Genomic DNA, 24,356 nt, shown 5'->3' with positions numbered 1-24,356 from the left:
ACTCACTCCAACGACGTACGGAAGCGCTGCATGCCAGTGATCCAGTGGTCGGCATCGGCAGCCTTGCGGGCGTACATCGTGCCGACCTCGGGGTGCGGCAGCGCGAAGAAGGTCCCCGCGGCAACCGCCTCGAGCACGACGTCGGCGACCTCCAGCGGGGCGAGCGTGGCTCCGGCGCTGACGACCGACTGAACCCCCAGGCGCCCGTCGCCCTCCGTCGTGGTCTCGCCCGCGACGAGCATGTCAGTGCGCACACCCATGGGGCACAGGCAGCACACCTGCACGCCCCGGTCGCCGTACGTCGCGGCGAGCCACTCGGCGAAACCCACGGCTGCGTGCTTGGTCGTCGAGTACGTCGGAGAGCCGAGCTGGGTCAGCAGCCCCGCAGCCGAGGCCGTGCTGACGAAGCAGCCCGCACCGCGCTCGAGCCAGCCCGGCACCAGCGCCCGGGCTGCCACGACGTGCGCCTTGACGTTGACGTCCCACGAGGTTGCCCACTCCTCGTCGCTCGCCTCGAGCCCGAACCCCTTGAAGACTCCGGCGTTCGCGAAGAACACGTCGACCTCACCCGCGGCGACGATCAACGCCGCGACGTGCTGAGCGTCGGACGCATCGCCCGCGACGTGCGCGACCCGGCCGGGATGATCGGCGTCGAGCCGCGCGGCCGTGGCCGCGAGCCGATCGCCGTCCACGTCGCCGACCACGACAGACGCCCCAGCCTCGAGCAGCCGCTGCGCGATGGCTTCACCGATGCCCGATGCCGCGCCCGTGACGATCGCGTTCGCTCCGGAGACGTCCATCGTCAGCGGTGCTTCTTGAGCTCGGCGCGGGCCAACGAGTTCTTGTGCACCTCGTCCGGCCCGTCGGCGAATCGCAACGTGCGGATGCCCGCGAACCACTCCGCGAGCGGGAAGTCCTGGCTGAGTCCACCCGCACCGTGCACCTGGATCGCCTTGTCGAGGATCCACTCGACGGTCTGCGGTGTGGCGATCTTGATGGCCTGGATCTCGGTGTGCGCGCCCCGGTTGCCGGCGGTGTCCATGAGCCACGCGGTCTTCAGGACCAGCAACCGGAGCTGCTCGATCCGCACCCGCGACTCGGCAATCCAGTCCCGCACGACGCCCTGGTCGGCGATCGGCTTGCCGAAGGCCACCCGGTCGAGCGCACGCTTGCTCATCATCTCGACGGCACGCTCGGCGATGCCCAACGAGCGCATGCAGTGGTGGATGCGTCCCGGCCCGAGTCGCGCCTGGGCGATCGCGAAGCCCTCACCCTCGCCACCGATCAGGTTGCTCGCCGGCACTCGGACGTCGTTGAACGAGATCTCGGCGTGGCCACCGTGATCACGGTCGTTGTAGCCGAACACGTGCATCCCGCGCTCGATGTCGAAGCCGGGAGTGTCCCGCTCGACCAGGATCATCGACTGCTGACGGTGCCGCTCCGCGGACGGATCGGACTTGCCCATCACGATGAAGATCTTGGCGTTGGGGTTCATCGCGCCGGTGATCCACCACTTGCGGCCGTTGATGACGTAGTCGTCACCGTCCTTGAGGATCGACGTCTCGATGTTCGTGGCGTCGGACGAGGCGACCCCCGGCTCGGTCATCGCGAAGGCCGACCGGACCTCGCCGGCGAGCAGGGGCTCGAGCCACTGCTTCTTCTGCGCGGCGCTGCCGAACATGTGCAGCACCTCCATGTTGCCGGTGTCCGGCGCGGCACAGTTGACCGCGGCCGGAGCGAGCTGGATGCTGCGGCCGGTGATCTCGGCGAGCGGGGCGTACTGGAGGTTGGTCAGGCCAGCGCCCTCGTCACCCGGGAGGAAGAAGTTCCACAGGCCACGCTTCTTGGCCTCGGCCTTGAGGTCCTCCAGAACCGCGGGAGGCGCCCAGGTGTCCTGCTTGATGGCGTCCTGCATCTGCTGGTGGGCGAGCGGCTCGGCCGGATAGATGACCTCGTCCATGAAGGACTCCATCTGGCCGATCAGGTCGACGGTCTTGGCGTCATGGCCAAAATCCATCTCAGGCACCGGCCATGACGAAGACGACCTCGGCCACGCAGGCCGGCTTGGCGCCGCCTTCGATCTCGATTGCGAAGTTGACGATGCACTGCGTGCCGATCGCGATGTCGGCGGTCTCCTTGAGCGTCGCGGTGGCGCGCAGGCGGGAGCCGACCGGCACGGGGGTCGGGAAGCGCACCTTGTTGGCGCCGTAGTTCATGCCGAATGCGAGGCCGTTGACTGCGTAGATCTGCTCGCCGAAGGCAGGCAGCAGCGACAGTGTCAGATAGCCGTGGGCGATCGTGCCGCCGAATGGTCCGGCCGCGGCGCGCTCGGGGTCGACGTGGATCCACTGGTGGTCGCCTGTCGCATCGGCGAAGGTGTTGATCTGCTCCTGCGTCACCGTCACCCAGTCGCTCGTGCCGAGCTCCTGACCGGCTGCTGCCTTGAACTCGTCGAGACTGTTGAACACGCGTGGCATGGATCCTCCAAGATTGGTAAGCGCTTGCTTAGTTCGCACCCTAGTATGTGAGCGGTCCCCTGCGCCAGACCCCGACTCACCTAGGCTCGCAACCATGCCCGATTCCCGTGCGCCGCGCTCGTCCCCGCCGCAGGACGAGGACGAGGTCGAGGTCAGCGCCGCGCTGCGCGCCATGGTGCTGAGCACCAGGCCCGACGAGCTCGGTCTGAACGCCGACGAGCCCGACCGGGTGTTCGGCGTCGTGATGGAGCTGGGCCGCGATCTGGACGTCGTGACGGTCGTGGCGCTGCTCGATGGCACCGCCAGCCGCTACCTCAGCACGGGCGGCGGGACGGTCGGCGCGGGTGAGCACGAGCCCGTCGCCGAGGCAGCACGATCGCTTGTCGCGATGGGACAGGTGCTCGTGGGCCAGACCGAGCCGGAGTCGAACTTCCCGTCCCCGGCGCCGGGCCGCGTGCGGTTCCACCTGCTCACCGTGGGCGGCGGCCGCACGGCCGACGCCACCGCGCGGGAGCTGGACGACCGGCGCCACGGGCTCTCGCCGCTGTACGAGGTCGGGGTGGCCCTCACGATGCAGATCGACCGGCTCGGTGACAGCCGGCCGGACTGAGCCGGGTCAGCCCAGCACGCGAGTGATGATCGGCGTGCTGCCGAGCAGCGCCGCCACCGCGAGACCGCAGTAGTCCAGGCGGGTCCACGGGGCAGGCTCGGCCCAGGTCCGGTCGTACGCCGTCGCGAACCCCCGCGCATCCATCGCGATCGAGGTCGACGTGGCGCCGCGCATGGCCTGCACCAGTAGCGCGAACGACATGTTGGCGGCGTAACGGCCGTTGGCGACCGGATTGCGGGTGGGCCCGAAGCCTCGCACCCGACGGACCCGCTCCAGCTGCTGCCAGGCCAGGCCGAACGCGGTGAACTTCTGCATCGCCGCAGCGAAGGCCGCGACCAGCCTGGCCGGCATCCGCAACGTCTGAGCAAGGTAGTCCGCGAACCGGGACGGATCGACGTACCCGGCCATGACCGAGCCAGGCCAGGCCAGCACAACGATCCGCACACCCGCGGTGACGGACTCGTCGATGTCGTGGCCCCCGACCCGCCACGTCGAGTAGACGATCGTGCCGGCCGCGATCGCGGTGAAGCCCAGGCAGGCCAGCGGATAACGCCAGCCCGGCGCCAGCAGCACGACGGCCAGGACATAGACACCCAGCGCGACCAGCGCCACCGGCAGGCTGCGAATCCAGAACGACCCGAGCAGGGAGAACAGCCCGACCGAGAGCTGCGCCAACGGGTTGAGCCGCAGGAGCCATGACCTCATCCCACCACGCCTCATCGCAGCACCCCCTGAATCATGCGGTGCTCGACATCGGCCGGCAGGTCCGCGTCGTGGGTCGACAGCGCAACGGTTGCCCCCGCCGAGCGCGCAGCCGAGATCCAGCCGGCAACAGCGGCCCACGTGCCCGGGTCCTGGCCGACTGTCGGCTCGTCGAGCAGCACGACTCCGGGCCGGTGGGCCAGTGCCGCGACGAGGGCCAGTCGGCGTTGCTCGCCTCCGGACAGCCGGTACGGGTTGGTCGCGGCGAACCGGCTCAGCCCGAAGACCTCCAACACTGCCTCGATGTCGACGAAGCGCTCCAGCCGGTCGGCGGTGCGGTGCACCTCCGTGGCCACGTTCGTGGTGAGGAAGCCGTGCTCAGGGTTCTGCGGCACCCAGCCCACCGCTGCGGCGAGCCGTGGCGAGCGCCACCGACGAAGGTCTGGGGTGACCGACCCCGAACTGGGCTTGAGCAGCCCGCCCAGCACGGCGAGGGCGGTGGACTTGCCGGCACCGCTGGGACCTGTGAACGCCGTCGTGGTGGCGGGACCGATCTCGGCGGTGAGCGCGGTCAGGGCGCGGGTCCGCTGGGTGCCGCGAAGCGTACGGGTCACCAGCTCGACCGAGACGTCGGTCGCCGAGACCGTCAGCGGATCGGACTCGGGCCGCACGAGCACTGCGGGCACGTCGAGCGGCGCGGGTGTCGTCATGCCCGGCATCCAGACCCCGGCCGGCCGCGGGCCGGTCAGGAACGAGCGGACGCTGCCGTCGCTCACGACGTTGCCGCCCGCCGACAGCACGACGACCCGGTCGACGTGATCGAGCCACGGCTCGATGCGATGCTCCACGACCACCAGGGTCCGACCGGCTGCAGCCGCAACGATCGCGTCACGCACGCCGGAGGCGGTGTCGGCGTCGAGCATCGAGGTCGGCTCGTCGAGGAGCAGCAGATCCGGGCGCATCGCCAGCACTCCGGCCAACGCCAGCCGCTGTTGCTCGCCGCCGGACAGCGCCGAGCTGAAGTGATCGCGGCCGTACGTCAGCCCGACCGACTCCAGCGCGTCATCGACCCGCGACCAGATCTCGGCGCGGGACATCCCGGCATTCTCGGGTCCGAAGGCCACATCACGGCCCAGGCGTTCGGCGACGATCGCATCTGCCGGGTTCTGCAGGAGCAGGCCCAGCCGCCCGTCAACCTGCGCGGTGCCGCGCAGCTCACCGGCGATCGTGGTCCCGAGGGCACCGGCGAGGGCGTACAGCAGGGTCGACTTGCCGGCGCCGCTCGGACCGACCAGCAGCACCCGCTCGCCGGGCTCGATCGTGAGATCGAGCCCGGCGACGACGGGATCGCGTCGGCCGAGGGGGCGCCACGTGAAGCCGCGGAAGCGGGCTCCACCGAGGGACATCTAGACCTCGGAGACCTGTTCGCGGCCGGCCGGGAAGGCGTCGAGCACGCCGGCCTTCGCGAGCGCCCGGACCAGGAAGAAGCCACCGATGCCGGCGACCACGGCGCCCGAGAGGACGAAGAAGCCCAGGTGCGCGAGCTTGGCCCCGACGGTGTAGTCCGGGATGTACGCGTGCCACTCGTAGAACGACTCGAGCGCACCCGCGAATGCTCCGGCGAGCGCCGCGGCGATGATGCCCCAGCGCCGGTAGAACAGCACCAGGAAGATCAGCTCGGCGCCGAGACCCTGCCAGAAGCCCGAGGCGAAGACGCTGAAGCCCCATTGCGTGCCGCCGACGATGAACGTCGAGACGGCAGCCGCGACGAACTCGGTCGCGAACGCGGCACCGGGCTTGCGGATGATCAGGCCGCCGACGACGCCGGCGCTCAGCCAGACGCCGCCCAGAAGCGCGCTGCTGGGCGGGTAGGAGAAGACTGCGAGACCGCTGAGCGGTTCGTAGAGCTTGCCCCAGCCCCAGAAGATGACGCCGAACGCCACCCCCAGCGTGGTGATGGTGACCAGATCGATCGTGCGATAGTGCACGTCGAACCTGGGCTTGGACGTGGTTGCAGAACTCATCGTGACTCCCTTCGCCGGTACTAACCGGTGCAGGTTCAAGGGTCTGCGGCGGATCCGCACTCTCAGCGCCCTCTGCGTGGCGCTCCCCTGTCTTGTGCTGCCACAGTACCGCGAAGCGATGGCGGTTCGGCGCCCTGTATCCAAGGCATCGCAATCTGCTCGCGCGAGACCTCGATCTCGTTCAGCTCCTCGGCCGCGTCCGTGCCAATATCCGGCCCTCGCTGGGCCGAATGACGTATTTCCTCGCCACGCCTGGCGCTGAGCGCGGTGGCCCTCCTCGCGGGGGCTGCCTGCTCGGCGAGTGGGACTATTGGCGGCTCGAAGGGGATCAGCGGCTCGGCTCTGGCGGAGGACATCTCCGAACGGATCACCACGATCAGCGACGCGAAGCCGGAGTCGGTGGACTGCCCCGACGGACTCGACGCCGAGGTCGGGGCGACCGCGACGTGCGAGATGGTGCAGGAGGGGGTGCGCGTGACGCTGGCCATCGAGGCGACCAAGGTGGCAAAGGACGAGGGGACGCTGGGCTTCTCCTAGGAGATCGAGCCCGGATCCCACCGGCTGCTGACCAACCGTGTGGGCGACGCAATCGCCGAAGCCTTCACCGTCAAGACGGGCCTGACGCTGACCGACATGACCTGTCCCGAGTCGGAGCTCGATGGGGCAGCGGGAGCCGTGATGACCTGCGAGGCCGCTACGACCGGCGGCCGTTCCGGCCCGGTCGTTCTCACCGTCCAGGGCGCCGAAGGCACACGCGTCGACTTCAGCTGGCGCCTCGGCGACTCGTGACCGAACTGACGTCGCCGGACCATTGCGAGAACGCCACCCACCTGCGGGTCGACTTCCCCGCCCAGCCGAGATGGACGACTGGGTCCTTCGGCGCAACGACCCAATCGAAGCGATCCTGGCTGCCCTGTCGGCCGAATCCTGGGGATCGCCGGGAGGGCATGAATCGGAAGGGCCGTTCTGCTTGATCTACGCATAATTGCGTATTTCCCCGCGGCTGGCGGATCGACAGACTTGGCGTACCTGCGCTCCCTGACTGATGAGGTTCCATGAAGCCGCTGCGCCCCGCTGTTTCCCGATCAATCGCCCTGCTCGCCGCGACCGCCTCACTCACCTTGATCCCGGTCGCGGCGCACGGTACCGACATTGACGGAACGTCGGGCAACGACACCCTCGTCGGATCAGCCGATGACGACACCATCAACGGGCACGACGGCGACGACGTCATAACCGGCGAGGGCGGTAACGACACTCTCAATGGAGGCGACGGCGACGACCTCGTTCGCGGCGGCGCGGGTGATGACGACCTGCGCGGCGGCCCCGGCGACGACGAACTGGACGGTGACGAAGGTCACGACGAGCTCTACGGGTACGAGGGCGACGACGACCTCTACGGCGGTGACGGAAACGACGAGCTCTACGGCAACGAAGACAACGACAACCTGTATGGCGAAGACGGCAACGACGAGCTCTACGGCAACGACGGCAACGACCGCCTGTACGGAGACGCCGGCGACGACGAGCTCTACGGCGACGACGGCAACGACGTCCTGGTCGGCGGCGCCGGATCAGATCTACTCTTCGGCGGCGAGGATGGCGACACCGTCGAGGGCGGTGATGGTGACGACGACGTGTATGGCCAGGAGGGCAACGACGTTCTGACAGGCGGTGATGGCGACGACAACCTTTACGGCGGTGACGGTGACGACCGCCTCTATGGCAACGAAGGCGACGACCGTCTCGAGGGCGGCGACGGCGACGACATCCTGATCGACAGGGAGGGCAACAACGACCTCTCGGGCGGCCCGGGCAACGACTACCTGTGTGGCAGCGAGGGTATGAGCACGCTCACTGGCGGCGCCGGAGTCGACCTCGCCTGCCCGGTCGACGACGGCGAGATCGAAGCCGAGATCGACACCCCCACGGTGTTCGACGTCACTGCCAACGATGAGCAGCTCGACGACGAGGCCGACGAATCCGAGCCCCTGCGCTACGGACTCCAGACGGTGCCCAGCGGTGTCACGGCATCGATCGACCCCGTAACCGGTCTGGTGACCTTCGAGATCACCGATCCTGCGTTCACCACTGGCGACATCGAATACCGGGTGTTCCGACAGACCAAGGACGACATGGAGTGGTCGGCTGTGCTCACGGTGACCCTCGCGGCCGCAGTCCCCGACGACACATCGGATCCGCGCACACCCACATCTGGGACTACCCCGCTGACGCCGGTTTCCGCTCCCTCGTCGACTGTGACGAGTAACGGTGCGCGCACCCTTCCGGACACCGGTGCACCCGACAACCTGAACAGCCTGCTCGCGCTCGGGAGTGCGATGGTGCTCGGCGGCAGTGCCTTGGTGATCGCCTCACGGCGACGCCGCGTCACCGCCTGACCCACAGATCGCGGGACCTGCGCAGTCACCGACCGCGCATCACCGCGACTGCGGCCGCGGCACGCGATGAAACGCTCAAGACAGCCATCAGCGTTTCGACGTGCTTGCGCGCCGTTCCAGGCGCGATGTGCAGGGTGCGCGCGATCTGGATGTTGGTCGCACCGCCGACGATCAGCAGCGCCACCTCGGCCTGTCGTCTGGTCAGGCCGAGCCGCATGGCCGACTCGACCGTCACCGAGTGAGCCGGTCGAAGCAACAGGACGTGCGGGCCTACCGGATTGACTGTGAGTGTCGCGTCGAAAGCATTTTCCTCGAGGGCCACACTCGTCGAAGACACGCGCTTGACCGACCACCACTCGTCGCCAGGGGCCGCGGGCGACGGCTGCTCCCACAGTGAGGTGCCAAGCACCGAGTCACCCACCCGGAGTTCCGCGCCAATCTGCCGGCCGATCTCCTCAGCTGCGGGAGTCGACTCGATGACCGTGCCATCGTCGGCAATGAGAATTGTCTCCCACCCATCGAGCTCGACTGCAGTTGAGACGCCGCGCGCCTGCTCAGACGCCGCAACCATCCGATAGATGTTGGACAGATGGAGCCTCAACTCGTTCATGACTCGACGGTCACGCGCCGAGAAATCCGCGCCGTCCCGGTTGACGACGAGCGCTATCACCACCCCTGACGGAGCGGGAAGCCCGAATGCCGCCTGACTTCGGACACCGATGGGTGCGTAATAGTCACGGAAGAGCTCGGTTTGCTGAAACGTCTGTTCAGGGTCGAGGTCGAGCAGAGTCCTCACGTCGGACTCCCCGTCCTCAGAGATGTGGCGCACGAGGGGATTCTGATGGGCGTAGCGAGCAAATACCCGGACGTTCTTGTCGAACCAGTCAGCCGCCCGCTCGGGCCACACGAACGCTGCGGTCCTGGCGGTCAGCAGGTTCGTCTCGTTGTAGGACGCCCAGACGCCCGGGACGAGTCGGTACAACTCTCGACAGGCAAGCTGGGCGAACTCATCGAGCGTTGAGGCCTTTCCGATCTGACCGATCGCCTGGAGCACTGCTCGCTGGTCATCGACATCCAGATGTGGCACAAGGTCCTCTCAAACTCTGAGGCAATCGTACCGAGACGGGCCACCGGGACGACCACGAACGCCAGCATTGATCGCCTGTCGTGCCACGGCAGGAGGTCGAGCCTGTGATCGATGGCCAAGGCACGCAAGTCGGCGAAAAGAGAAAGGGAGCTTGCCGGTGCCGGTTCACGGGACTGCGGCGGATCCGCACTCTCAGCCGCTCTGCGTGGCGCTCCCCTGCCTTGGCACGTCAGGCCCGCCGCGAGATCAGCCCTCGTCCAGCAGGTCCCCGCGCTCGAACATCTGCGCGGTGGCCCGGCCCGAGGGCGACCCGGCGTCCAGATCCGCTCCGGCACCCAGCAGGAACCGCACGACGTCGTCCTCGCCCTTGAAGATCGCGCCGGCGAGTGGGCTCTGGCCGCGGTCGTTGAGCCGGTCGACGTCGGCGCGACGCTCGATCAGAGCGGCCACGGTGTCTGCGTGACCGTGATAGGCCGCCAGCATCAGCAGGGTGTTGCCCGAGGCGTCAGCCATGTCGACCGGCACGCCCTTGTCGACATAGGCCGCGAGCTGCTCGGCACCGCCATCGCGCGCCAGGTCGAACATGCGGTGGGCGAGCTCGATGAGCCGGGGATCGAGTTCTTCGGTCATGTGTCCATCATGGTCGACGACGATTCGACAGGCTCGGGGACCGCCGCCTACCGACCCGTGAGCCGGTCGCCCAAGCGGGCCAGCCGGCTCGGCCGGTCCAGACCCTTGCCCTCGCGGCGGTCGGCCTCGCGATACAGGCCGTACATCGCGCGCACGCCCAGCCACCGCAGCGGCTCGGGCTCCCACCGCCGTACGCCGCGGTTAACCCAGGGCAGGCCCACGAGGTCGGTGTCCCTCCCCAGCACCAAGTCGGCGAGGGTGCGGCCCGCGAGATTCGTCGTGGTGAGCCCGCTGCCGACGTATCCACCGGCCCAGCCCAGGCCCGTGGCCGGATCGTACGTCACGCTGGCGCACCAGTCACGTGGGACGCCGAGCACCCCGCACCAGGCGTGGTCGATGCGGGACTGTCGGGTCGCCGGGAACAGCTCGTGCAGGATGCCGGTGAGCGACTCGACGGTCCAGTCCTGGGTCTGCCCACGGTCGTCGGTGCGCGAGCCGAACCGGTAGGGGATGCCCCGACCGCCCAGGGCGATACGCCCGTCGACAGTGCGCTGGGCGTAGCAATACGCATTCGCGTTGTCGCCGAGCAACTCGGCGCCCCGCCACCCGATCGCATCCCACACCGATTCAGCCAACGGCTCGGTGGCGATCATCGCGGAGTTCATCGGCAGCCACGTTCGACGCTGACCCCGGATGCCGGCCGTGTAGCCCTCGAGGCAGCGTAGGACGTGCACCGCCCGCACGGTCCCACGATCGGTTGTCACGGTCCCGGAGCCGATCGCGCTCGCCCTGGTCCGCTCCAGGATGCGTACACCGCGTCGCTCGACGGCCGCGGCGATCCCGGCCACGAGCTTCGCCGGCTGCACGCGGGCGCAGTGCGGGCTGTACTTCGCACCGAGCGCGCCGGCGACCTGCAGCCGCTCGCCGAGCTCGGCCACCGAAAGCTCATGCTGGTGCTCGGCGCCGATGCCCCACGAAGCATCGTCCAAAAGCCCCTCCCGCATGCGGGTCAGCTGGGCGGCCGACCGGGCGACGTACAGGACACCGGGCTTGACGATGTCGGCCTCGACGCCCTCGGCCCGGCAGATCCCGACGACCTCGTCGACCGCGGCCTCCATCGACGACACCAGCGCCTGCACGCCAACGCGACCGTGGCTCTTGGCGTACCGCTGCTTGCTCCCGGACAGCTCGGCCGACAGCCAGCCCCCGTTGCGGCCGGACGCCCCGAAGCCGGCGAACTCCGCCTCCAGCACCACGATGTCGAGCGTCGGGTCGAGCGCCGAGAGGTAGTAGGCGGTCCACAGCCCGGTCAACCCACCGCCGACGATGCAGACGTCGCAGTCCATGTCGCCGTCGAGCGCGGGCCGGGGCGCAGGGACGCCGACCTGCTGCCACCAGAACGAGACCCCGCCATTGATCACGACCCCATGCTGCCACCGAGGGGCCCGCGCTACCGTGAATCATGAGCACTGCCGAGGACGTCCTGCTGATCGTCACCGACCCGAGCAGCGGCAAGCCCGGGCTCGACTCGATGAAGGTGGAAGCCGTGCTGGGTGGCGCCCATCTGATGGACCTGGTCACGAGCGGGCACCTCGGACTCGAGGGCAAGGGCCGCAAGGCCCGGGTTGTCGTGACCAGGGCGGCGCCCGTCGCCGATCCGATCCTGGCGGCGGCCTTCGCCCGGGTGCAGAACCGCCGCCGCCAAGCCCCGCAGAACGTCGTCAGCCGGCTCGGCAAGCAGGGCCGCAAGACCGTGTACGCCGCGCTCATCGCCGACGGCCGGTTGGCCCGGCGCCCGGCCAAGGCGCTCGGGATCTTCCCGTTGACCCGCTATGACGTGATTGACACGGCCCGACGCGACGACCTGCTCAACCGCATCCGCGCGAGCCTGCTGCACGACCAGCCCGCCGACAGCGAGACCGGCCCGGTGATCGGCCTGCTGGCTGCGGCGGACCTGACCCGGCTGTTGGTCGACAAGTCCGACCGCAGGCTCGCCAAGGCCCGGGCCAAGGTCATCGCCGAGGGTGACTGGGCCAGCGAGGGCGTACGCCAAGCCATCCAGGCGGCGCAGACCGTGCTGAACATCGCCATGATCACGGCGAGCGCGACGGCGGTTTCCGGGTCGAGCTGACCCCATGGTTCGGCGTCGTGCGACACAATGAGCCCATGTCCGTGCGCACACCTGATCCCAACCCGGGCTGGCTCCCGGACTTCGCCCTCGACGAGACCCGGGCCCGCGTCCCGATCCTGTACGTCGAGGCCGTCCCGGTCCGTATCGACGCGCTGGGCCAGGTCGAGTCGATCGGCGTCCTGCTCCGAGGCAACGCGACGACCGGCGCGATGACCCGCACCCTGGTCTCCGGCCGCGTGCTCCACGGCGAGTCCGTGCGGGAGGCCCTGCTGCGCAACCTGGAGAAGGACCTCGGTCCGACCGCGTTCCCGCAGCTGCCCGCGACGACCGTGCCGTTCTCGGTCGCGGAGTACTTCCCCCTACCGGGCGTCTCTCCGCTGTATGACCCGCGCCAGCACGCCGTCGCGCTGGCCTATGTCGTGCCGGTCAGTGGCGAGTGCAACCCGCGCCAGGACGCCCTGGAGCTGACCTGGCTCACCCCGTCCGAGGCCTCGACCCCCGAGGTGCTCGACGACCTGGAGGGTGGTCGTGGCTGGCTGCTCAAGGCGGCACTCGCATCAGTCGGCGCACTGCCGCAGTAGGTCGGCGACCGTCGACCGTCCCACGCCTCGGTATCCCCGAGCTCCCTGCAGGCAGGGAGTCCGATCCGGCGTATCCTGAATCCTGAGACAATTCGTATCAGGATGTGGACATGAGTCAGACGTCGAGCCCCAACCGTTGGGTCATGCTCGGCGTCTCGATGACGGGACAGATCGCCAGCACGATCCTCGTCAACGGCGCACCGTTCCTGATCCACCACCTGCACACCGAGCGGGGGCTGACCCTGACCCAGGCCGGCGGGATCGCCGCCGCACCATTCGTCGGTGTCATGGCGACCCTGGTCCTCTGGGGCCTCGTGGTGGACCGGATCGGCGAACGGGCCTCAATGACCATCGGCCTGGCAATCGTCACGGTCGGCGCGCTGGGAGCCGCGCTCAGCCCATCGCTGTTGGGACTCGCGTTCTGGTTGGTCGTCGGCGGCGTCGGCGCCGGCAGCACCAACTCGGCAAGCGGACGGGTCGTCGTCGGCTGGTTCCCGGCGCATCGCCGCGGCACCGCGATGGGCATCCGCCAGACCGCCCTGCCTCTGGGCGTCGGCATCGCCGCACTGCTGGTGCCGAACACCGTTGCGGCTCACGGCCTGCGGCCCACCCTCCTGCTGATCGCCGGGATCTGTGCCGCCGCGGCCCTCCTGTCGGCCGCGCTGATCGTGGACCCGCCCCCGCCGACCCGCGCCGAGGCAGCGGACTCCGGCCAGCTGGCCAACCCGTATCGGCGTGACCACCGACTGGCACGCATCCACCTTGCGTCGGCGCTCCTGGTCGTGCCCCAGTTCACGGTCTGGACCTACATGTTGGTCTGGCTGATCGACGACAAGGGCTGGTCGACCCTTTCCGCCAGCGTGCTCGTCGCCGCGACACAGCTCCTGGGAGCGACGGGGCGCATCGGCGCAGGCTGGTGGTCCGACCGGGTGGGCAGCAGGCTCGGGCCGATGCGGACCGTGGCGGCCGGCGCCGCCGTCACGATGCTCTCGCTCGGGCTGCTCTCGGGCACGCCATTGGCGATCGTGCTGATCGTCGTTGCGACCGCCGTGACGGTCGCGGACAACGGGCTCGCCTTCACCTCCGTCGCCGAGATCGGCGGACCGTTCTGGTCCGGTCGAGCGATGGGGCTGCAGAACACGGGTCAGTACGTCTCCTCCGCCCTGGTGCCCCCGTTGGTGGGCGCGCTCATCGCCGGTCGCGGGTACGGCTGGGCGTTCGGACTCGTCGCGATCTTCCCGCTGATCGCGATACCGCTCGTGCCGGTGCGCGGTGAGAAGGCCCACGACCCGGTGTGACTCATGCCCCACTCGTCGGGGGGTTGGTGGGCCTGACCCAACGGCACGACCTCTGACCGGTTAATGTCAGCGGTACTGTCAGGGTCGTTTGCACAGAGGAAATGGGGCCTTCATGCAGGTCGTCGCGATTGTCGTCTCACTTGTCATCACCGCAGCAGCGCTGCCGCTGATCAGCAAGGCCGTGGCCGACATGGTGAAGGTCATGCGGGCCGGCCAGCCCGTCATCGGGCGGCGGGACAAGCCGTTGCGTCGCACGGTGAACATGTTCATCGAGACGTTCGGCCACACCCGGATGCTGCAGCGTCGCTGGGTCGCGATCATGCACTGGTTCGTCTACGCGGCGTTCATCCTGCTCAGCACCGCGGTCCTGCAGTCGTACGTCCAGATCTTCAACGCCGACTTCGCCTGGCCCCCCATCGGCCACTTCTACCCGTACGAGTGGGTGTCGGAGGCCCTCGGCCTGCTGAGCACGATCGGCATCATCTACCTGATCGCCGTGCGCCAGTGGAACCACCCGCGCCGCCTCGAGCGCAAGAGTCGCTTCTTCGGCTCGACGTTCTGGCAGGCGTACTTCGTCGAGGTCATGGCCCTCGGTGAGGGCGCGGCGATCCTGTTCATCCGCGGCGCGGAGTACAAGCTCATCGAGCTGCACCACGGCGGCGAGAACGGTGGGCGGGGACACTTCCCGATCTCGTCGTTCCTCGGCGATGCGCTCTACCCCGACGGCGAGAACTCGCTCAAGAACATCATCTTCTTCGTCGCGATGTTCAAGATCGTGCTCGCGATGGTCTGGCTCGGCGTCATCGCTCGCAACCTCACGATGGGCATCGCATGGCACCGCTTCACGGCGTGGCCCAACATCTGGTTCAAACGCAACAGCGACGGCAGCACGGCCCTCGGCGGCCTGCAGCCCATCTACGTCAAGGGCAAGCCACTGGACCTCGAGGACATGGACGACCTCGAGGAGGAGGACTTCGCCAAACTCGGCGTCGGCAAGGTCGAGGACTTCACCTGGAAGGGCATCCTGGACTTCACGACCTGCACCGAGTGCGGTCGCTGCCAAAGCCAGTGCCCGGCGTGGAACACCGAGAAGCCGCTGTCGCCCAAGCTGCTGATGATGGGTCTGCGCGATCACGCGTACACCAAGCTGCCGCTCCTGGACATCCCCGAAGCGGATCGGACCGACGAGCAGAAGGCCGAGCTCGAGCGCCCGTTGATCGGCAATGCCGAGGCGTACGGCGTCATCGACCCCGATGTCCTGTGGTCGTGCACCAACTGTGGCGCCTGCGTGCAGCAGTGCCCCGTCGACATCGAGCACGTCGACCACATCGACGACATGCGCCGCTTCCAGGTGCTGGTGGAGTCCAACTTCCCGGCCGAGCTCAACAACATCTTCAAGGGCCTGGAGCGCAAGGGCAATCCGTGGGGCATGGATCCCAAGGGCCGGATGGACTGGGCCAAGAAGCTTGACTTCCCGGTCAAGCAGGTCGGCGTCGACGTCGAGGATCTCGACGAGGTCGAGTGGCTGTTCTGGGTCGGCTGCGCCGGCGCATTCGAGGATCGCGCCAAGAAGACGACGCAGGCCGTCGCTGAGCTGCTCGACATGGCGGGTGTGACCTTCGCGGTCCTCGGTGACGGCGAGACCTGCACGGGCGACCCCGCCCGTCGTGCCGGCAACGAGATCGTCTTCCAGCAGCTCGCGATGCAGAACGCCGAGGTGTTCAAGGAGACCAAGGTCAAAAAGGTCGTCTCGACCTGCGCGCACTGCTTCAACACGCTCAAGAATGAGTACGCCGAGTTCGGCGTCGAGCTCGAGGTCGTGCACCACACGCAGCTCCTCAACCGGCTCGTCCGGGAAGGCAAGCTGACCCCGGCCGCGCCGACCGCCGAGACCGAGACCAAGAAGATCACCTACCACGACCCGTGCTTCCTGGGTCGGCACAACGAGGTGTACGAGCCGCCACGCGAGCTGCTCAGCGTCATCCCCGGCGCCGAGTTCACCGAGATGCCGCGCAACTCCGAGAAGTCCTTCTGCTGCGGCGCCGGTGGCGCCCGCATGTGGATGGAGGAGAGCCTCGGCTCGCGCATCAACGTCAACCGCACGGAAGAAGCCATCGCGACCGGCGCCGACCAGATCGCGGTGGGCTGCCCGTTCTGCCGGGTCATGCTGTCGGACGGCCTGACCCTCAAGCAGTCCGAGGGTGCGGCGCGCGAAGAGGTCGAGGTGCTCGACGTCGCACAGATGCTGCTCGCCGGCGTCAAGCGCGCACCCGCGGCCGCTGCTGCCGAGTCGGTCGTTGCCGGCTCGGTCGTCGCCGAGGCGGAGGCCGCCACGGCCGAGGCCAGTGGTGCTGGCGTTGGCGATGCCGACAAGGCCGCCGCTGCGGCACACAACATCGCGGTCGACGACCAGGGCGCCGGCGCCGGCAACCCGTCGCCGGAGGAGCGTGCCGTCGAGGCCGAGCCCGAGCCGACGCCCGAGCCCGCGCCGGTCGAGACGCCAACCTCCGAGACGTCCGAGGACCCGGCCGAAGAGGCCGAGCCCGATGTCACGGACCAGGCCGATCCCGACTCGATCAGCACGACCGAGGACGTCGGACCTGCGGCCGAGGCGACAGAATCCGCGGACGATGCGGCGACCGAGCCCGACACGACGCCCGCCGAGTCGGACCCGGAGCCGGTGGAGAAGGCCGAGGCCGCCGATGATCGCGACGCCGGCGACAAGGAAGCCGCCGCCTGGGCCAACGTCGGTGCCGTCAACACGGATCTGACGCCGAACGACGACGCGCCCGCTGCCACATCGGCCGCCAAGCCGGACCCGGAGCCCGAAGCCGAGCCGTCTCCTGCCGAAGAGGTCACGGACGTGCCCGACGAGACCGAGCCGGTCGAGCAGGACGCCCGCGAGGAAGAAGCCGACGCTGCCGAGCCGACGAGCATCGTCGAGGCACCGGAAGGCATCGTGGCCGTCGAGGACGGCGAGTCGACGGCCGATCCGGTGTCCGAGGACATCGCCCCGCTCAGCGACGCCAACCCGAGTGGCGCAGATTTGAGCAAGGCAGCATCCAGCGACGTGGACGCGGACGCGGACGACCAAAAGCCGTCGTAGCCGGCGCGCACGACGAGACGGGGTGGGCCTGCGGGTCCGCCCCGTCTCGCATTCCCGGAGACGAATCCCGTCGGACCAGGCCCAGAAACGCGAAAAGCCCGACCGGGAGGGAGCCACGGATCGGACTTAGTCCTGCTTCGAGAAGCAGGGTCGCGGAACGGCGGGAGGGAGTGTGCCTGTTCCACCCAGTACAACGTGCGAAATCCCCCGAAGATACGCCCTGTCCGAAACTATTTTCCGGAGACCCGGGCGGAGCCTGCTTCCACCGGCCGGGATACTCGTCCCATGGCTGATCCGAGCACTCGCTGCCCATGCCTGAGCGGTCTGCCGTACGACTCCTGCTGCGGACGCCTGCACGCCGGCGCGGCCACGGCGCAGACCGCCGAACAGCTCATGCGGTCGCGCTACAGCGCCTTCGCGGTCGGCGACACGGACTACCTGCTGGCGACATGGCACCCGAGCACCCGGCCGGGCTCGCTCGAGCTCGACGAGGACCGGCGGTGGTACCGGCTCGACGTCCTGCGCACCGAGCTGGGCGGCCCGTTCGACACGACCGGTGTCGTGGAGTTCCGCGCGTTCCACCGCTCGACGGGCGGACGGGGCGGCCAGCACGAGGTCAGCCGCTTCGTCCGCGAGGACGGTCGCTGGCTGTACGTCGACGGCGTCGGCTGACCCGTCAGCTGGTCGCGGCGACCAGGGGTACGCCGGGCCGGTAGGCCAGGTGCACGAACGATGGCGCGTTGAGCACCGCGTAGTCCGCCCGCGCGCCGACCGTCAGGTGCCCGACGTCCTCACGCCGCAGTGACCGCGCGCCACCCATCGTCGCGGACCACAGCGCCTCACGGGGGCTCAGACCCATGTCGCGGACCGCAACGGCGATGCAGAACGGCATCGACGACGTGTACGAGCTGCCGGGGTTGCAGTCGGTCGCGAGCGAGACCGTCACGCCCGCATCGATCAACCGGCGCGCGTCGGGGTAGGGCTGGCGGGTCGAGAACTCGACCCCCGGAAGCAGCCCGGCGACGGTGCGCGAGCCGGCCAGCGCATCGACATCGGCCTCGCTGAGATAGGTGCAGTGGTCGGCGGCAGCAGCATCCAGCTCGACCGCGAGCTGCACTCCGGGACCGGGGCCCAGCTGGTTGGCGTGAATGCGCGGGAGCAGCCCCGCGGCAATGCCGGCCTTGAGCACGGTGCGCGACTCGTCCGCGCCGAAGGCTCCGTCCTCGCAGAACACGTCGATCCACCGGGCGTGCGGTGCGCACCGCTGGAGCATCGCCCCGGTGACCAGGTCGATGTAGGCCGCGATGTCGGTGCCCTCGGGCACGACGTGCGCGCCGAGGAACGTCGTCTCGTCAGTGACCTGCTGGGCGATGGCGAGCGAGCGCGCCTCGTCGAGCACTGTGAGCCCGTAGCCGCTCTTGACCTCGACCGTCGTGGTGCCCTGGGACCGCATCTCGGCGACGTGACGCGCGAGGTTGGCGGCGAGCTGCTCGTCCGGGGCGCCCCGCGTCGCGGCAACCGTCGTGCGGATCCCTCCCGCGGCGTACGGCTGTCCCGTCATGCGCGCCTCGAACTCAGCAGACCGGTCGCCCGCAAACACCAGATGGGTGTGCGAGTCGACGAAGCCGGGGATGACCGCAGCTCCCCCGACGTCGCGGACGGCGTCGGCAGCGGGTGCGTCGGTCCGTCGGCCGACCCAGGCGATGCGGCCCTCCTCGACGACGAAGGCCGCCTCGTGCCTGATCGGGTGCTCGGAGTCCCACGTGACGAGCTCGCCGATGTTGGTGACCAGGAGCGTCATGTGCGGCTCCAGCAGGTGTCGATCGCGGCCTCGAGCCGCTCGGCGACATCGCTGCGGTCTCCCACGACGTCCGCCGCGCCGGCCGCCCACAGCAGCTCCTCGGCGCCCGCCGTCCGCACCGAGTCGGCGATCTCGATCGACTCTCCAGCCGCGAAGCCCAACGACTCATGGCCGGTCACGCCGGCTGCTTGCCACAGCTGCTCCGCACTCCAGGCCCCGCGGACACCGATCGCCAGCCGCTGATGCATCTCGACCGCGCGTGCCTCGGCGAACATGTCGATCACGGTATTGCTGTCCGAGCCGAGGGTCAGCCGGGCCCCCGCATCGCGCAGCGCGACGCTCGGACCGATCCCGTCGCCCAGCTCGGCCTCGGTCGTGGGGCAGAAGCACACGAATGCGTGGGCCTCCCCCAGTGTGGCGATGTCGTCCGCCGACAGGTGGGTCGCGTGCACCGCAGTCGTTTGCGCCGTCCACGCCCCCGCCTCGCCGAGCAGTGCGACGGGAGTCATGCCGGTCGCCGCCACGCAGTCCGCGTTCTCGGCCGGCTGCTCCGACACGTGCACGTGCAGAGGCGCGGCTGGGAACGCCTGCGCGACGATCGCGAGCTGGTCGCGTGGCACTGCCCGCACCGAGTGGATCGCCGCACCGATCATGACGTCGTCCTCCCCGGCGTGCCGTCGGGCGAGCGCCTCGACCCGGACCGCCCACGCATCCGCGTCGCCATCGTCGAACTGTCGTTGCACACCTTCAGACGGTCGGGAGAAGCCAGCCGCGAGATAGCACGTGTCGAGCAGCGCGATCCGCACTCCCGCCTCGCGTGCAGCAGAGATCAGCGCCTCGCCCATCGCATTCGGATCGTCGTACGGGATGCCGCCCGGCTGGTGGTGGACGTAGTGGAACTCGCCGACGCTGCGGATGCCGGCGAGGTACATCTCGGCGTACGTCGCGCGAGCCAGATCGAACAGGAGATCCGGGTCGAGCGTCGCGGCGAGGGCATACATCTGCTCCCGCCAGGTCCAGAACGTGTCGGCGTCGGACCGCCGGCCCCGCAGCGCCCGGTGGAAGACGTGGCTGTGGCAGTTGGCGAACGCCGGCACGGACCTCACCCGAGCTCCCGGACCACGGCAGTCAGCGCGACGACCCCGGCCTCGCAGTCCGCATCGTCGGCGACCTCGGCAGGTGAGTGAGAGACGCCGGTCGGGTTGCGGACGAACAGCATCGCGGTCGGGAGGTGGGCGCTCAGGACGCCCGCGTCGTGGCCCGCGCCGGTCGGCAGGACCGGCGCATCGAGCAGCCCGGCGAGCCGGTCGCGGAGCGGCCCGTCGAAGTCGACAGCGGGGCTCAGCGACTCCTCGGTCAGGGTCACGGTGGTCCCGCCCCCCGCGGCAGCGGCCTGCGCCTGGATCACGAGATCATCGACCAGGCGATCCAGCGCTCCCTCGTCAGCCGCACGGGCATCGAGCCAGGCCCGCACCCGCGACGGGATCGCATTGGTCCCGCCGGGCTCGACCTCGAGCCGGCCGAACGTCGCCCGCGCGTCCGCCTCGGTCGCGAGCTGGCGGGAGGCCAGGACCGTCGCGGCATATGCCTGCATGGGGTCGCGCCGGTCGGCCATGACGGTCGCGCCGGCGTGGTTCGCCTCGCCGCAGAAGTCCAGCCGCCACCGGCCGTGCGGCCAGATCGAGCTGGCCACCCCGACCGGCGAGCCGGAGTGGACCAGCGACCGGCCCTGCTCGACGTGCAGCTCGACGAACGTGCCGACGTCGTCGAGCAGGTCCGTGCGGCCGACGGCGTGCGGGTCCCGGCCGCGTTGTGTCAGGACCTCGGCCAGCGTCAGCCCGTCCCGGCCCTTGAGGCCCAGAGCCTTGTCGGCCTCCAGCGCCCCCGTCACGAGCTGCGAGCCCGCGCAGGCGATCCCGAACCGCGCGCCCTCCTCATCGGCAAAGTTGGCCACGACGACGGGCCGACGAGGGACGAAGCCGTCCGCCCGCAACCGGTCCACCGCGGCGAACGAGGAGATGACGCCGAGCGGACCGTCGTACGCCCCACCGTCGGGCACCGAGTCCAGGTGCGATCCGATCATCAGGGCATCGGCGCCGGCTCCCCACCAGGCGAACTGGTTGCCGTTGCCGTCCTCGACCAGGTCCATCCCACGCGCGCCGGCTTCGCCGGCGAACCACTCACGCAGCTGCATGTCGGCGTCGTTCCACGCGTACCGGCGATAGCCGCCGGTACGCGTGTCCCGGCCGATGTCGGCGATGGCGTCGAGCATCATTCGGTCATCGGGACCCGCAGGCCCCGCTCCCGTGCGACCTCGGACGCCCGGTCGTAACCGGCGTCGACGTGCCGCATGACGCCGGTACCGGGGTCGTTGACGAGCACCCGTTCGATCTTCTGTGCGGCCAGGTCGGTGCCGTCGGCGACGATGACCTGTCCGGCGTGGATCGAACGGCCCATCCCGACGCCGCCGCCGTGGTGGATCGAGACCCAGGTCGCGCCCGAGGCCGTGTTGAGCATGGCGTTGAGCAGCGGCCAGTCGGCGATGGCGTCCGATCCGTCGGCCATCGACTCGGTCTCGCGGTACGGCGAGGCCACCGAGCCGGAGTCGAGGTGGTCCCGGCCAATCACGATTGGCGCGCTGAGCTCACCCGAGGCGACCATCTGGTTGAACTTCAGCCCGGCGAGGTGCCGCTCCTGGTAGCCGAGCCAGCAGATACGAGCCGGCAGCCCCTCGAACTGCACCTTCTCCTGCGCCTGGGTGATCCAGCGGGCCAGATGCTCGTCCTCGGGAAACAGCTCGAGGATCGCCCGGTCGGTCGCGGCGATGTCGGCCGGGTCACCGGACAGGGCCACCCAGCGGAACGGCCCCTTGCCCTCGCAGAACAGCGGCCGGATGTACGCCGGGACGAACCCGGGGAATGCGAACGCGCGATCGAACCCACCCAGCCGCGCTTCCTGACGGATCGAGTTGCCGTAGTCGAAGACCTCCGCGCCGGCGTCCATGAAACCGACCATCGCGGTCACCTGCTTGGTCATCGAGGCCCGTGAGCGCTCGGTGAAGCCCTCCGGGTCGCGCGCCGCCTCACCGTGCCAGTCGGCGACCGAGATTCCCTCGGGCAGATAGCTCAGCGGATCGTGCGCGCTGGTCTGGTCCGTGACGATGTCGATCGGGGTGCCGCGCTCAAGCAGGTCGGTGAACACCGTCGCGGCGTTGCCGACGATGCCGACCGAGAGCGGGCGACGCTCGGCCCGGGCGGCGACCGCGCGCTCGACGGCGTGGTCGAGGTCGGTCCAGTACTCGTCGAGGTAGCCGTGCCTGACCCTGCGCTCGAGCCTGGTCTCGTCGACGTCGACGACCAGCGCGACGCCCCCGTTCATCGTGACCGCGAGCGGCTGCGCGCCGCCCATTCCGCCGGCTCCGCCGGTCAGGGTCAGCGTCCCGGCGAGGGTGCCGCCGAATCTCTTGCGGGCCACGGCACCGAAGGTCTCGTAGGTGCCCTGCAAAATGCCCTGCGTGCCGATGTAGATCCACGAGCCGGCGGTCATCTGGCCGTACATCGTCAGGCCCTCGGCCTCGAGCTTGCGGAACTCCGGCCAGGTCGCCCAGTCGCCGACCAGGTTGGAGTTCGCGATCAGCACCCGAGGTGCCCACTCGTGCGTACGGAACACACCGACAGGCTTGCCCGACTGCACCAGCAGCGTCTCGTCGTCGGCGAGGGTCTGCAGCGTGCGGACGATCGCATCGTAGGCCTCCCAGCTCCGCGCCGCCTTGCCGGTGCCGCCGTAGACGACCAGGTCGTCGGGCCGCTCGGCGACCTCGGGATCGAGGTTGTTCATCAGCATGCGCATCGGCGCCTCGGTCTGCCACGACCCGGCGGTGAGCGTGGTCCCGCGAGCGGCGCGAACGGTTGGACGTGTCATGAGATCTCCTTCTGGGCGGCGGCGAGGACGGCCCCGTCGCGGACGAGGTCGGTCGCGGCCTCGAGGTCGGGCGACAGCTCTCGGTCCGGTCCGGGCCCGGCAACCCGGGTTCGGAGCACCGCGATCGCGGCACCCGTCGCAGGCGCGGGCCGCAGCGGGGCCCGCAGGTCGATGCCGCGTGCTGCCGTGAGGATCTCGATCGCGAGCACCCGGGTCAGCAGGTCGACCGAGGTCCGCAGCTTGCGCGCCGCCGACCAGCCGAGAGACACGTGGTCCTCCTGCATCGCGCTGGACGGGATCGAGTCGACACTGGCCGGGGACGCGAGCCGCTTGAGCTCGGCAACCATCGCGGCCTGGGTGTACTGGGCGATCATGTGCCCGGAGTCGACGCCGGGATCGTGGGCGAGGAACGGCGGCAGGCCCTGGCTCCGGGTCACGTCCAGGAACCGGTCCGTGCGCCGCTCGCTCATGCTCGCGACGTCGGCGACCGGGATCGCCAGGAAGTCCAGGACGTACGCCAGCGGTGCACCGTGGAAGTTGCCGTGCGACTCGACCCGCCCGTCGTCCAGCACCGAGGGGTTGTCGATCGCCGAGGCCAGCTCGCGGCCCGCGACCAGCGCCGCGTGCTCGAGGGTGTCTCGCGCGGCACCGTGGACCTGCGGGGCGCAGCGCAGCGAGTACGCGTCCTGCACGCGCCCATCGCCGTGCCGGTGGCTCGCGACGATCTGCGAACCCGCGAGCAGCGCAGCCATGTGCGCGGCGGACGCGGCCTGCCCGGGGTGCGGGCGCAACGCCTGCAGGTCTGCGGCGAGCACCCGGTCGGTCGCGAGGAGCCCCTCGATGCTCATGGCCGCGGCAAGGTCTGCGGTGTCGAGCAGCCGGCGCAGGTCGTGCAGTGCCAGCACCAGCATCCCGAGCATCCCGTCGGTGCCGTTGATCAGTGCGAGGCCCTCCTTCTCGGCCAGCTCGACCGGCGCGAGGCCATGTGCCGCGAGCGCCTCGGCGGCCGGGCGCACGACACCGTGGTCGTCGACCTGCCCCTCACCCATGACGGCCAGCGCGCAGTGCGCCAGCGGTGCCAGGTCGCCCGAGCAGCCCAGGCTTCCGTATTCGCGCACGACCGGCGTGAGCCCGGCGTTCAGCATCGAGGCGTAGGCCTCGGCAGTCTCCAGCCGGACGCCGGTGTGGCCACTTGCCAGGGTCGACAGGCGCAGCAGCATCAGTGCGCGCACGACCTCGTCCTCGACCCGCGGCCCGGCGCCAGCAGCGTGCGAACGGATCAGGCTCTTCTGCAGCTGGGCCCGCAGGCTCGGCTCGATGTGCCGGGTCGCAAGCGCACCGAATCCCGTCGAGATGCCGTACACCGGCACGTCGGACGCGGCGAGATCGTCGATATACGCCCTGGCCCGCTTGATCGCGTCCCGCGCGTCCGGGCTCAGCTCGACCGCAGCGCCCTCGCGGGCCACCCGCACGACATCCTCCGGCGCGATGGCTCCGACCCCCACACTCACGATTCCCATGCATCCATTGCACGCCCGGACCTGCCCCCACCGCTACGGCCCACTGGGCAATCGCGTCTCGTATGCGAG

23 protein-coding genes and 1 riboswitch are annotated in these 24,356 nt (G+C 69.6%); of the genes, 9 read left to right on the top strand and 14 right to left on the bottom strand.

What is annotated here, in order from left to right; genetic code table 11:
• Nucleotides 1-2: 2 nt before the first annotated feature.
• The 3 genes from C6I20_RS16745 to C6I20_RS16735 are packed head-to-tail and all read right to left on the bottom strand — an operon-like array spanning nucleotide 3 to nucleotide 2,477.
• Entirely contained in the window at nucleotides 3-800 is a 798-nt protein-coding gene (locus C6I20_RS16745) for an SDR family oxidoreductase (RefSeq protein ID WP_118398310.1), read from the bottom strand.
• 2 nt (nucleotides 801-802) lie between these two features.
• Complete coding sequence (locus tag C6I20_RS16740; RefSeq protein WP_118398307.1) at nucleotides 803-2,017, bottom strand: acyl-CoA dehydrogenase family protein; 1,215 nt, start codon at nucleotides 2,015-2,017, stop codon at nucleotides 803-805.
• 1 nt (nucleotide 2,018) lies between these two features.
• Entirely contained in the window at nucleotides 2,019-2,477 is a 459-nt protein-coding gene (locus tag C6I20_RS16735; RefSeq protein WP_118398304.1) for a MaoC family dehydratase, read from the bottom strand.
• A 94-nt stretch (nucleotides 2,478-2,571) separates the two neighbouring features.
• On the opposite strand from C6I20_RS16735, the gene C6I20_RS16730 reads away from it, so the two are divergent.
• A complete protein-coding gene (locus C6I20_RS16730; RefSeq protein ID WP_118398301.1) occupies nucleotides 2,572-3,087 on the top strand; it encodes a hypothetical protein in 516 nt (171 codons plus the stop codon).
• Nucleotides 3,088-3,093: 6 nt separating this feature from the next.
• On the opposite strand, the gene C6I20_RS16725 is transcribed toward C6I20_RS16730, so the two are convergent.
• From C6I20_RS16725 to C6I20_RS16715, 3 genes are all read right to left on the bottom strand, one after another.
• Nucleotides 3,094-3,792 (bottom strand): energy-coupling factor transporter transmembrane protein EcfT, encoded by a 699-nt coding sequence (locus tag C6I20_RS16725; protein ID WP_162891394.1) that lies wholly within the window; start codon nucleotides 3,790-3,792, stop codon nucleotides 3,094-3,096.
• Nucleotides 3,793-3,803: 11 nt separating this feature from the next.
• Nucleotides 3,804-5,195 (bottom strand): ABC transporter ATP-binding protein, encoded by a 1,392-nt coding sequence (locus C6I20_RS16720; RefSeq protein ID WP_118398295.1) that lies wholly within the window; start codon nucleotides 5,193-5,195, stop codon nucleotides 3,804-3,806.
• Nucleotides 5,196-5,813 carry an ECF transporter S component gene (locus C6I20_RS16715; protein ID WP_118398292.1) on the bottom strand — a complete coding sequence of 206 codons (618 nt, stop codon included), beginning with the start codon at nucleotides 5,811-5,813 and terminating at the stop codon, nucleotides 5,196-5,198.
• Nucleotides 5,803-5,912, bottom strand: a riboswitch (TPP riboswitch). Its footprint overlaps the gene before it by 11 nt.
• Nucleotides 5,913-6,080: 168 nt before the next feature.
• Between C6I20_RS16715 and C6I20_RS16710 the strand changes: the two genes are divergently transcribed.
• From C6I20_RS16710 to C6I20_RS16700, 3 genes are all read left to right on the top strand, one after another.
• A complete protein-coding gene (locus C6I20_RS16710; RefSeq protein WP_162891393.1) occupies nucleotides 6,081-6,350 on the top strand; it encodes a DUF4333 domain-containing protein in 270 nt (89 codons plus the stop codon).
• A gap of 3 nt (nucleotides 6,351-6,353) precedes the next feature.
• On the top strand, nucleotides 6,354-6,602 hold the full coding sequence (locus C6I20_RS16705) for a DUF4333 domain-containing protein (RefSeq protein WP_118398286.1): 249 nt from the start codon (nucleotides 6,354-6,356) through the stop codon (nucleotides 6,600-6,602).
• Nucleotides 6,603-6,868: 266 nt separating this feature from the next.
• Complete coding sequence (locus C6I20_RS16700; protein WP_118398283.1) at nucleotides 6,869-8,212, top strand: LPXTG cell wall anchor domain-containing protein; 1,344 nt, start codon at nucleotides 6,869-6,871, stop codon at nucleotides 8,210-8,212.
• A 25-nt stretch (nucleotides 8,213-8,237) separates the two neighbouring features.
• Here the strand turns inward: C6I20_RS16700 and C6I20_RS16695 are convergent, their stop codons facing one another.
• The 3 genes from C6I20_RS16695 to C6I20_RS16685 all read right to left on the bottom strand — a co-directional run bounded on the left by C6I20_RS16695 (nucleotide 8,238) and on the right by C6I20_RS16685 (nucleotide 11,350).
• Entirely contained in the window at nucleotides 8,238-9,299 is a 1,062-nt protein-coding gene (locus C6I20_RS16695; protein ID WP_118398280.1) for a helix-turn-helix transcriptional regulator, read from the bottom strand.
• Nucleotides 9,300-9,545: 246 nt separating this feature from the next.
• A complete protein-coding gene (locus tag C6I20_RS16690; RefSeq protein ID WP_118398277.1) occupies nucleotides 9,546-9,929 on the bottom strand; it encodes an ankyrin repeat domain-containing protein in 384 nt (127 codons plus the stop codon).
• A 47-nt stretch (nucleotides 9,930-9,976) separates the two neighbouring features.
• Complete coding sequence (locus C6I20_RS16685; protein ID WP_254052179.1) at nucleotides 9,977-11,350, bottom strand: FAD-binding oxidoreductase; 1,374 nt, start codon at nucleotides 11,348-11,350, stop codon at nucleotides 9,977-9,979.
• Nucleotides 11,351-11,391: 41 nt separating this feature from the next.
• On the opposite strand from C6I20_RS16685, the gene C6I20_RS16680 reads away from it, so the two are divergent.
• From C6I20_RS16680 to C6I20_RS16660, 5 genes are all read left to right on the top strand, one after another.
• Nucleotides 11,392-12,060: a GPP34 family phosphoprotein gene (locus tag C6I20_RS16680; RefSeq protein WP_118398274.1), complete on the top strand. Its 669-nt coding sequence runs from the start codon at nucleotides 11,392-11,394 to the stop codon at nucleotides 12,058-12,060.
• Nucleotides 12,061-12,095: 35 nt separating this feature from the next.
• Nucleotides 12,096-12,641, top strand: coding sequence for an NUDIX hydrolase family protein (locus C6I20_RS16675; protein ID WP_118398271.1), 546 nt, complete (start codon nucleotides 12,096-12,098; stop codon nucleotides 12,639-12,641).
• Between the two features lie 110 nt (nucleotides 12,642-12,751).
• Complete coding sequence (locus tag C6I20_RS16670) at nucleotides 12,752-13,939, top strand: MFS transporter (protein ID WP_216822929.1); 1,188 nt, start codon at nucleotides 12,752-12,754, stop codon at nucleotides 13,937-13,939.
• A gap of 112 nt (nucleotides 13,940-14,051) precedes the next feature.
• Entirely contained in the window at nucleotides 14,052-17,045 is a 2,994-nt protein-coding gene (locus C6I20_RS16665) for a heterodisulfide reductase-related iron-sulfur binding cluster (protein ID WP_118398268.1), read from the top strand.
• A gap of 285 nt (nucleotides 17,046-17,330) precedes the next feature.
• The gene (locus C6I20_RS16660; RefSeq protein WP_118398265.1) at nucleotides 17,331-17,717 is read left to right on the top strand and encodes a YchJ family protein; all 387 of its coding nucleotides are present in this window, start codon (nucleotides 17,331-17,333) and stop codon (nucleotides 17,715-17,717) included.
• A 4-nt stretch (nucleotides 17,718-17,721) separates the two neighbouring features.
• Here C6I20_RS16660 and hutI read toward each other — a convergent pair whose 3' ends face one another.
• The 5 genes from hutI to hutH are packed head-to-tail and all read right to left on the bottom strand — an operon-like array spanning nucleotide 17,722 to nucleotide 24,287.
• Nucleotides 17,722-18,846, bottom strand: a complete 1,125-nt coding sequence (hutI, locus tag C6I20_RS16655; RefSeq protein ID WP_118398262.1) for an imidazolonepropionase — start codon at nucleotides 18,844-18,846, stop codon at nucleotides 17,722-17,724.
• Nucleotides 18,843-19,952 carry a formimidoylglutamate deiminase gene (locus C6I20_RS16650; RefSeq protein ID WP_254052178.1) on the bottom strand — a complete coding sequence of 370 codons (1,110 nt, stop codon included), beginning with the start codon at nucleotides 19,950-19,952 and terminating at the stop codon, nucleotides 18,843-18,845. The genes hutI and C6I20_RS16650 overlap by 4 nt, the downstream gene beginning before the upstream one ends.
• Complete coding sequence (locus tag C6I20_RS16645; RefSeq protein ID WP_118398256.1) at nucleotides 19,949-21,121, bottom strand: allantoate amidohydrolase; 1,173 nt, start codon at nucleotides 21,119-21,121, stop codon at nucleotides 19,949-19,951. Before C6I20_RS16645 ends, C6I20_RS16650 begins: the two co-directional genes overlap by 4 nt.
• A complete protein-coding gene (hutU, locus tag C6I20_RS16640) occupies nucleotides 21,118-22,767 on the bottom strand; it encodes a urocanate hydratase (protein ID WP_118398253.1) in 1,650 nt (549 codons plus the stop codon). Before hutU ends, C6I20_RS16645 begins: the two co-directional genes overlap by 4 nt.
• Nucleotides 22,764-24,287, bottom strand: a complete 1,524-nt coding sequence (hutH, locus tag C6I20_RS16635; protein ID WP_118398250.1) for a histidine ammonia-lyase — start codon at nucleotides 24,285-24,287, stop codon at nucleotides 22,764-22,766. The genes hutU and hutH overlap by 4 nt, the downstream gene beginning before the upstream one ends.
• Between the last annotated feature and the right edge of the window lie 69 nt (nucleotides 24,288-24,356).

It is taken from the genome of Aeromicrobium sp. A1-2 (genome assembly GCF_003443875.1).
Classification (GTDB): domain Bacteria; phylum Actinomycetota; class Actinomycetes; order Propionibacteriales; family Nocardioidaceae; genus Aeromicrobium.
Note: the sequence above shows the minus strand (reverse complement) of the source record. Positions and strands in the feature narration are given on the sequence as shown.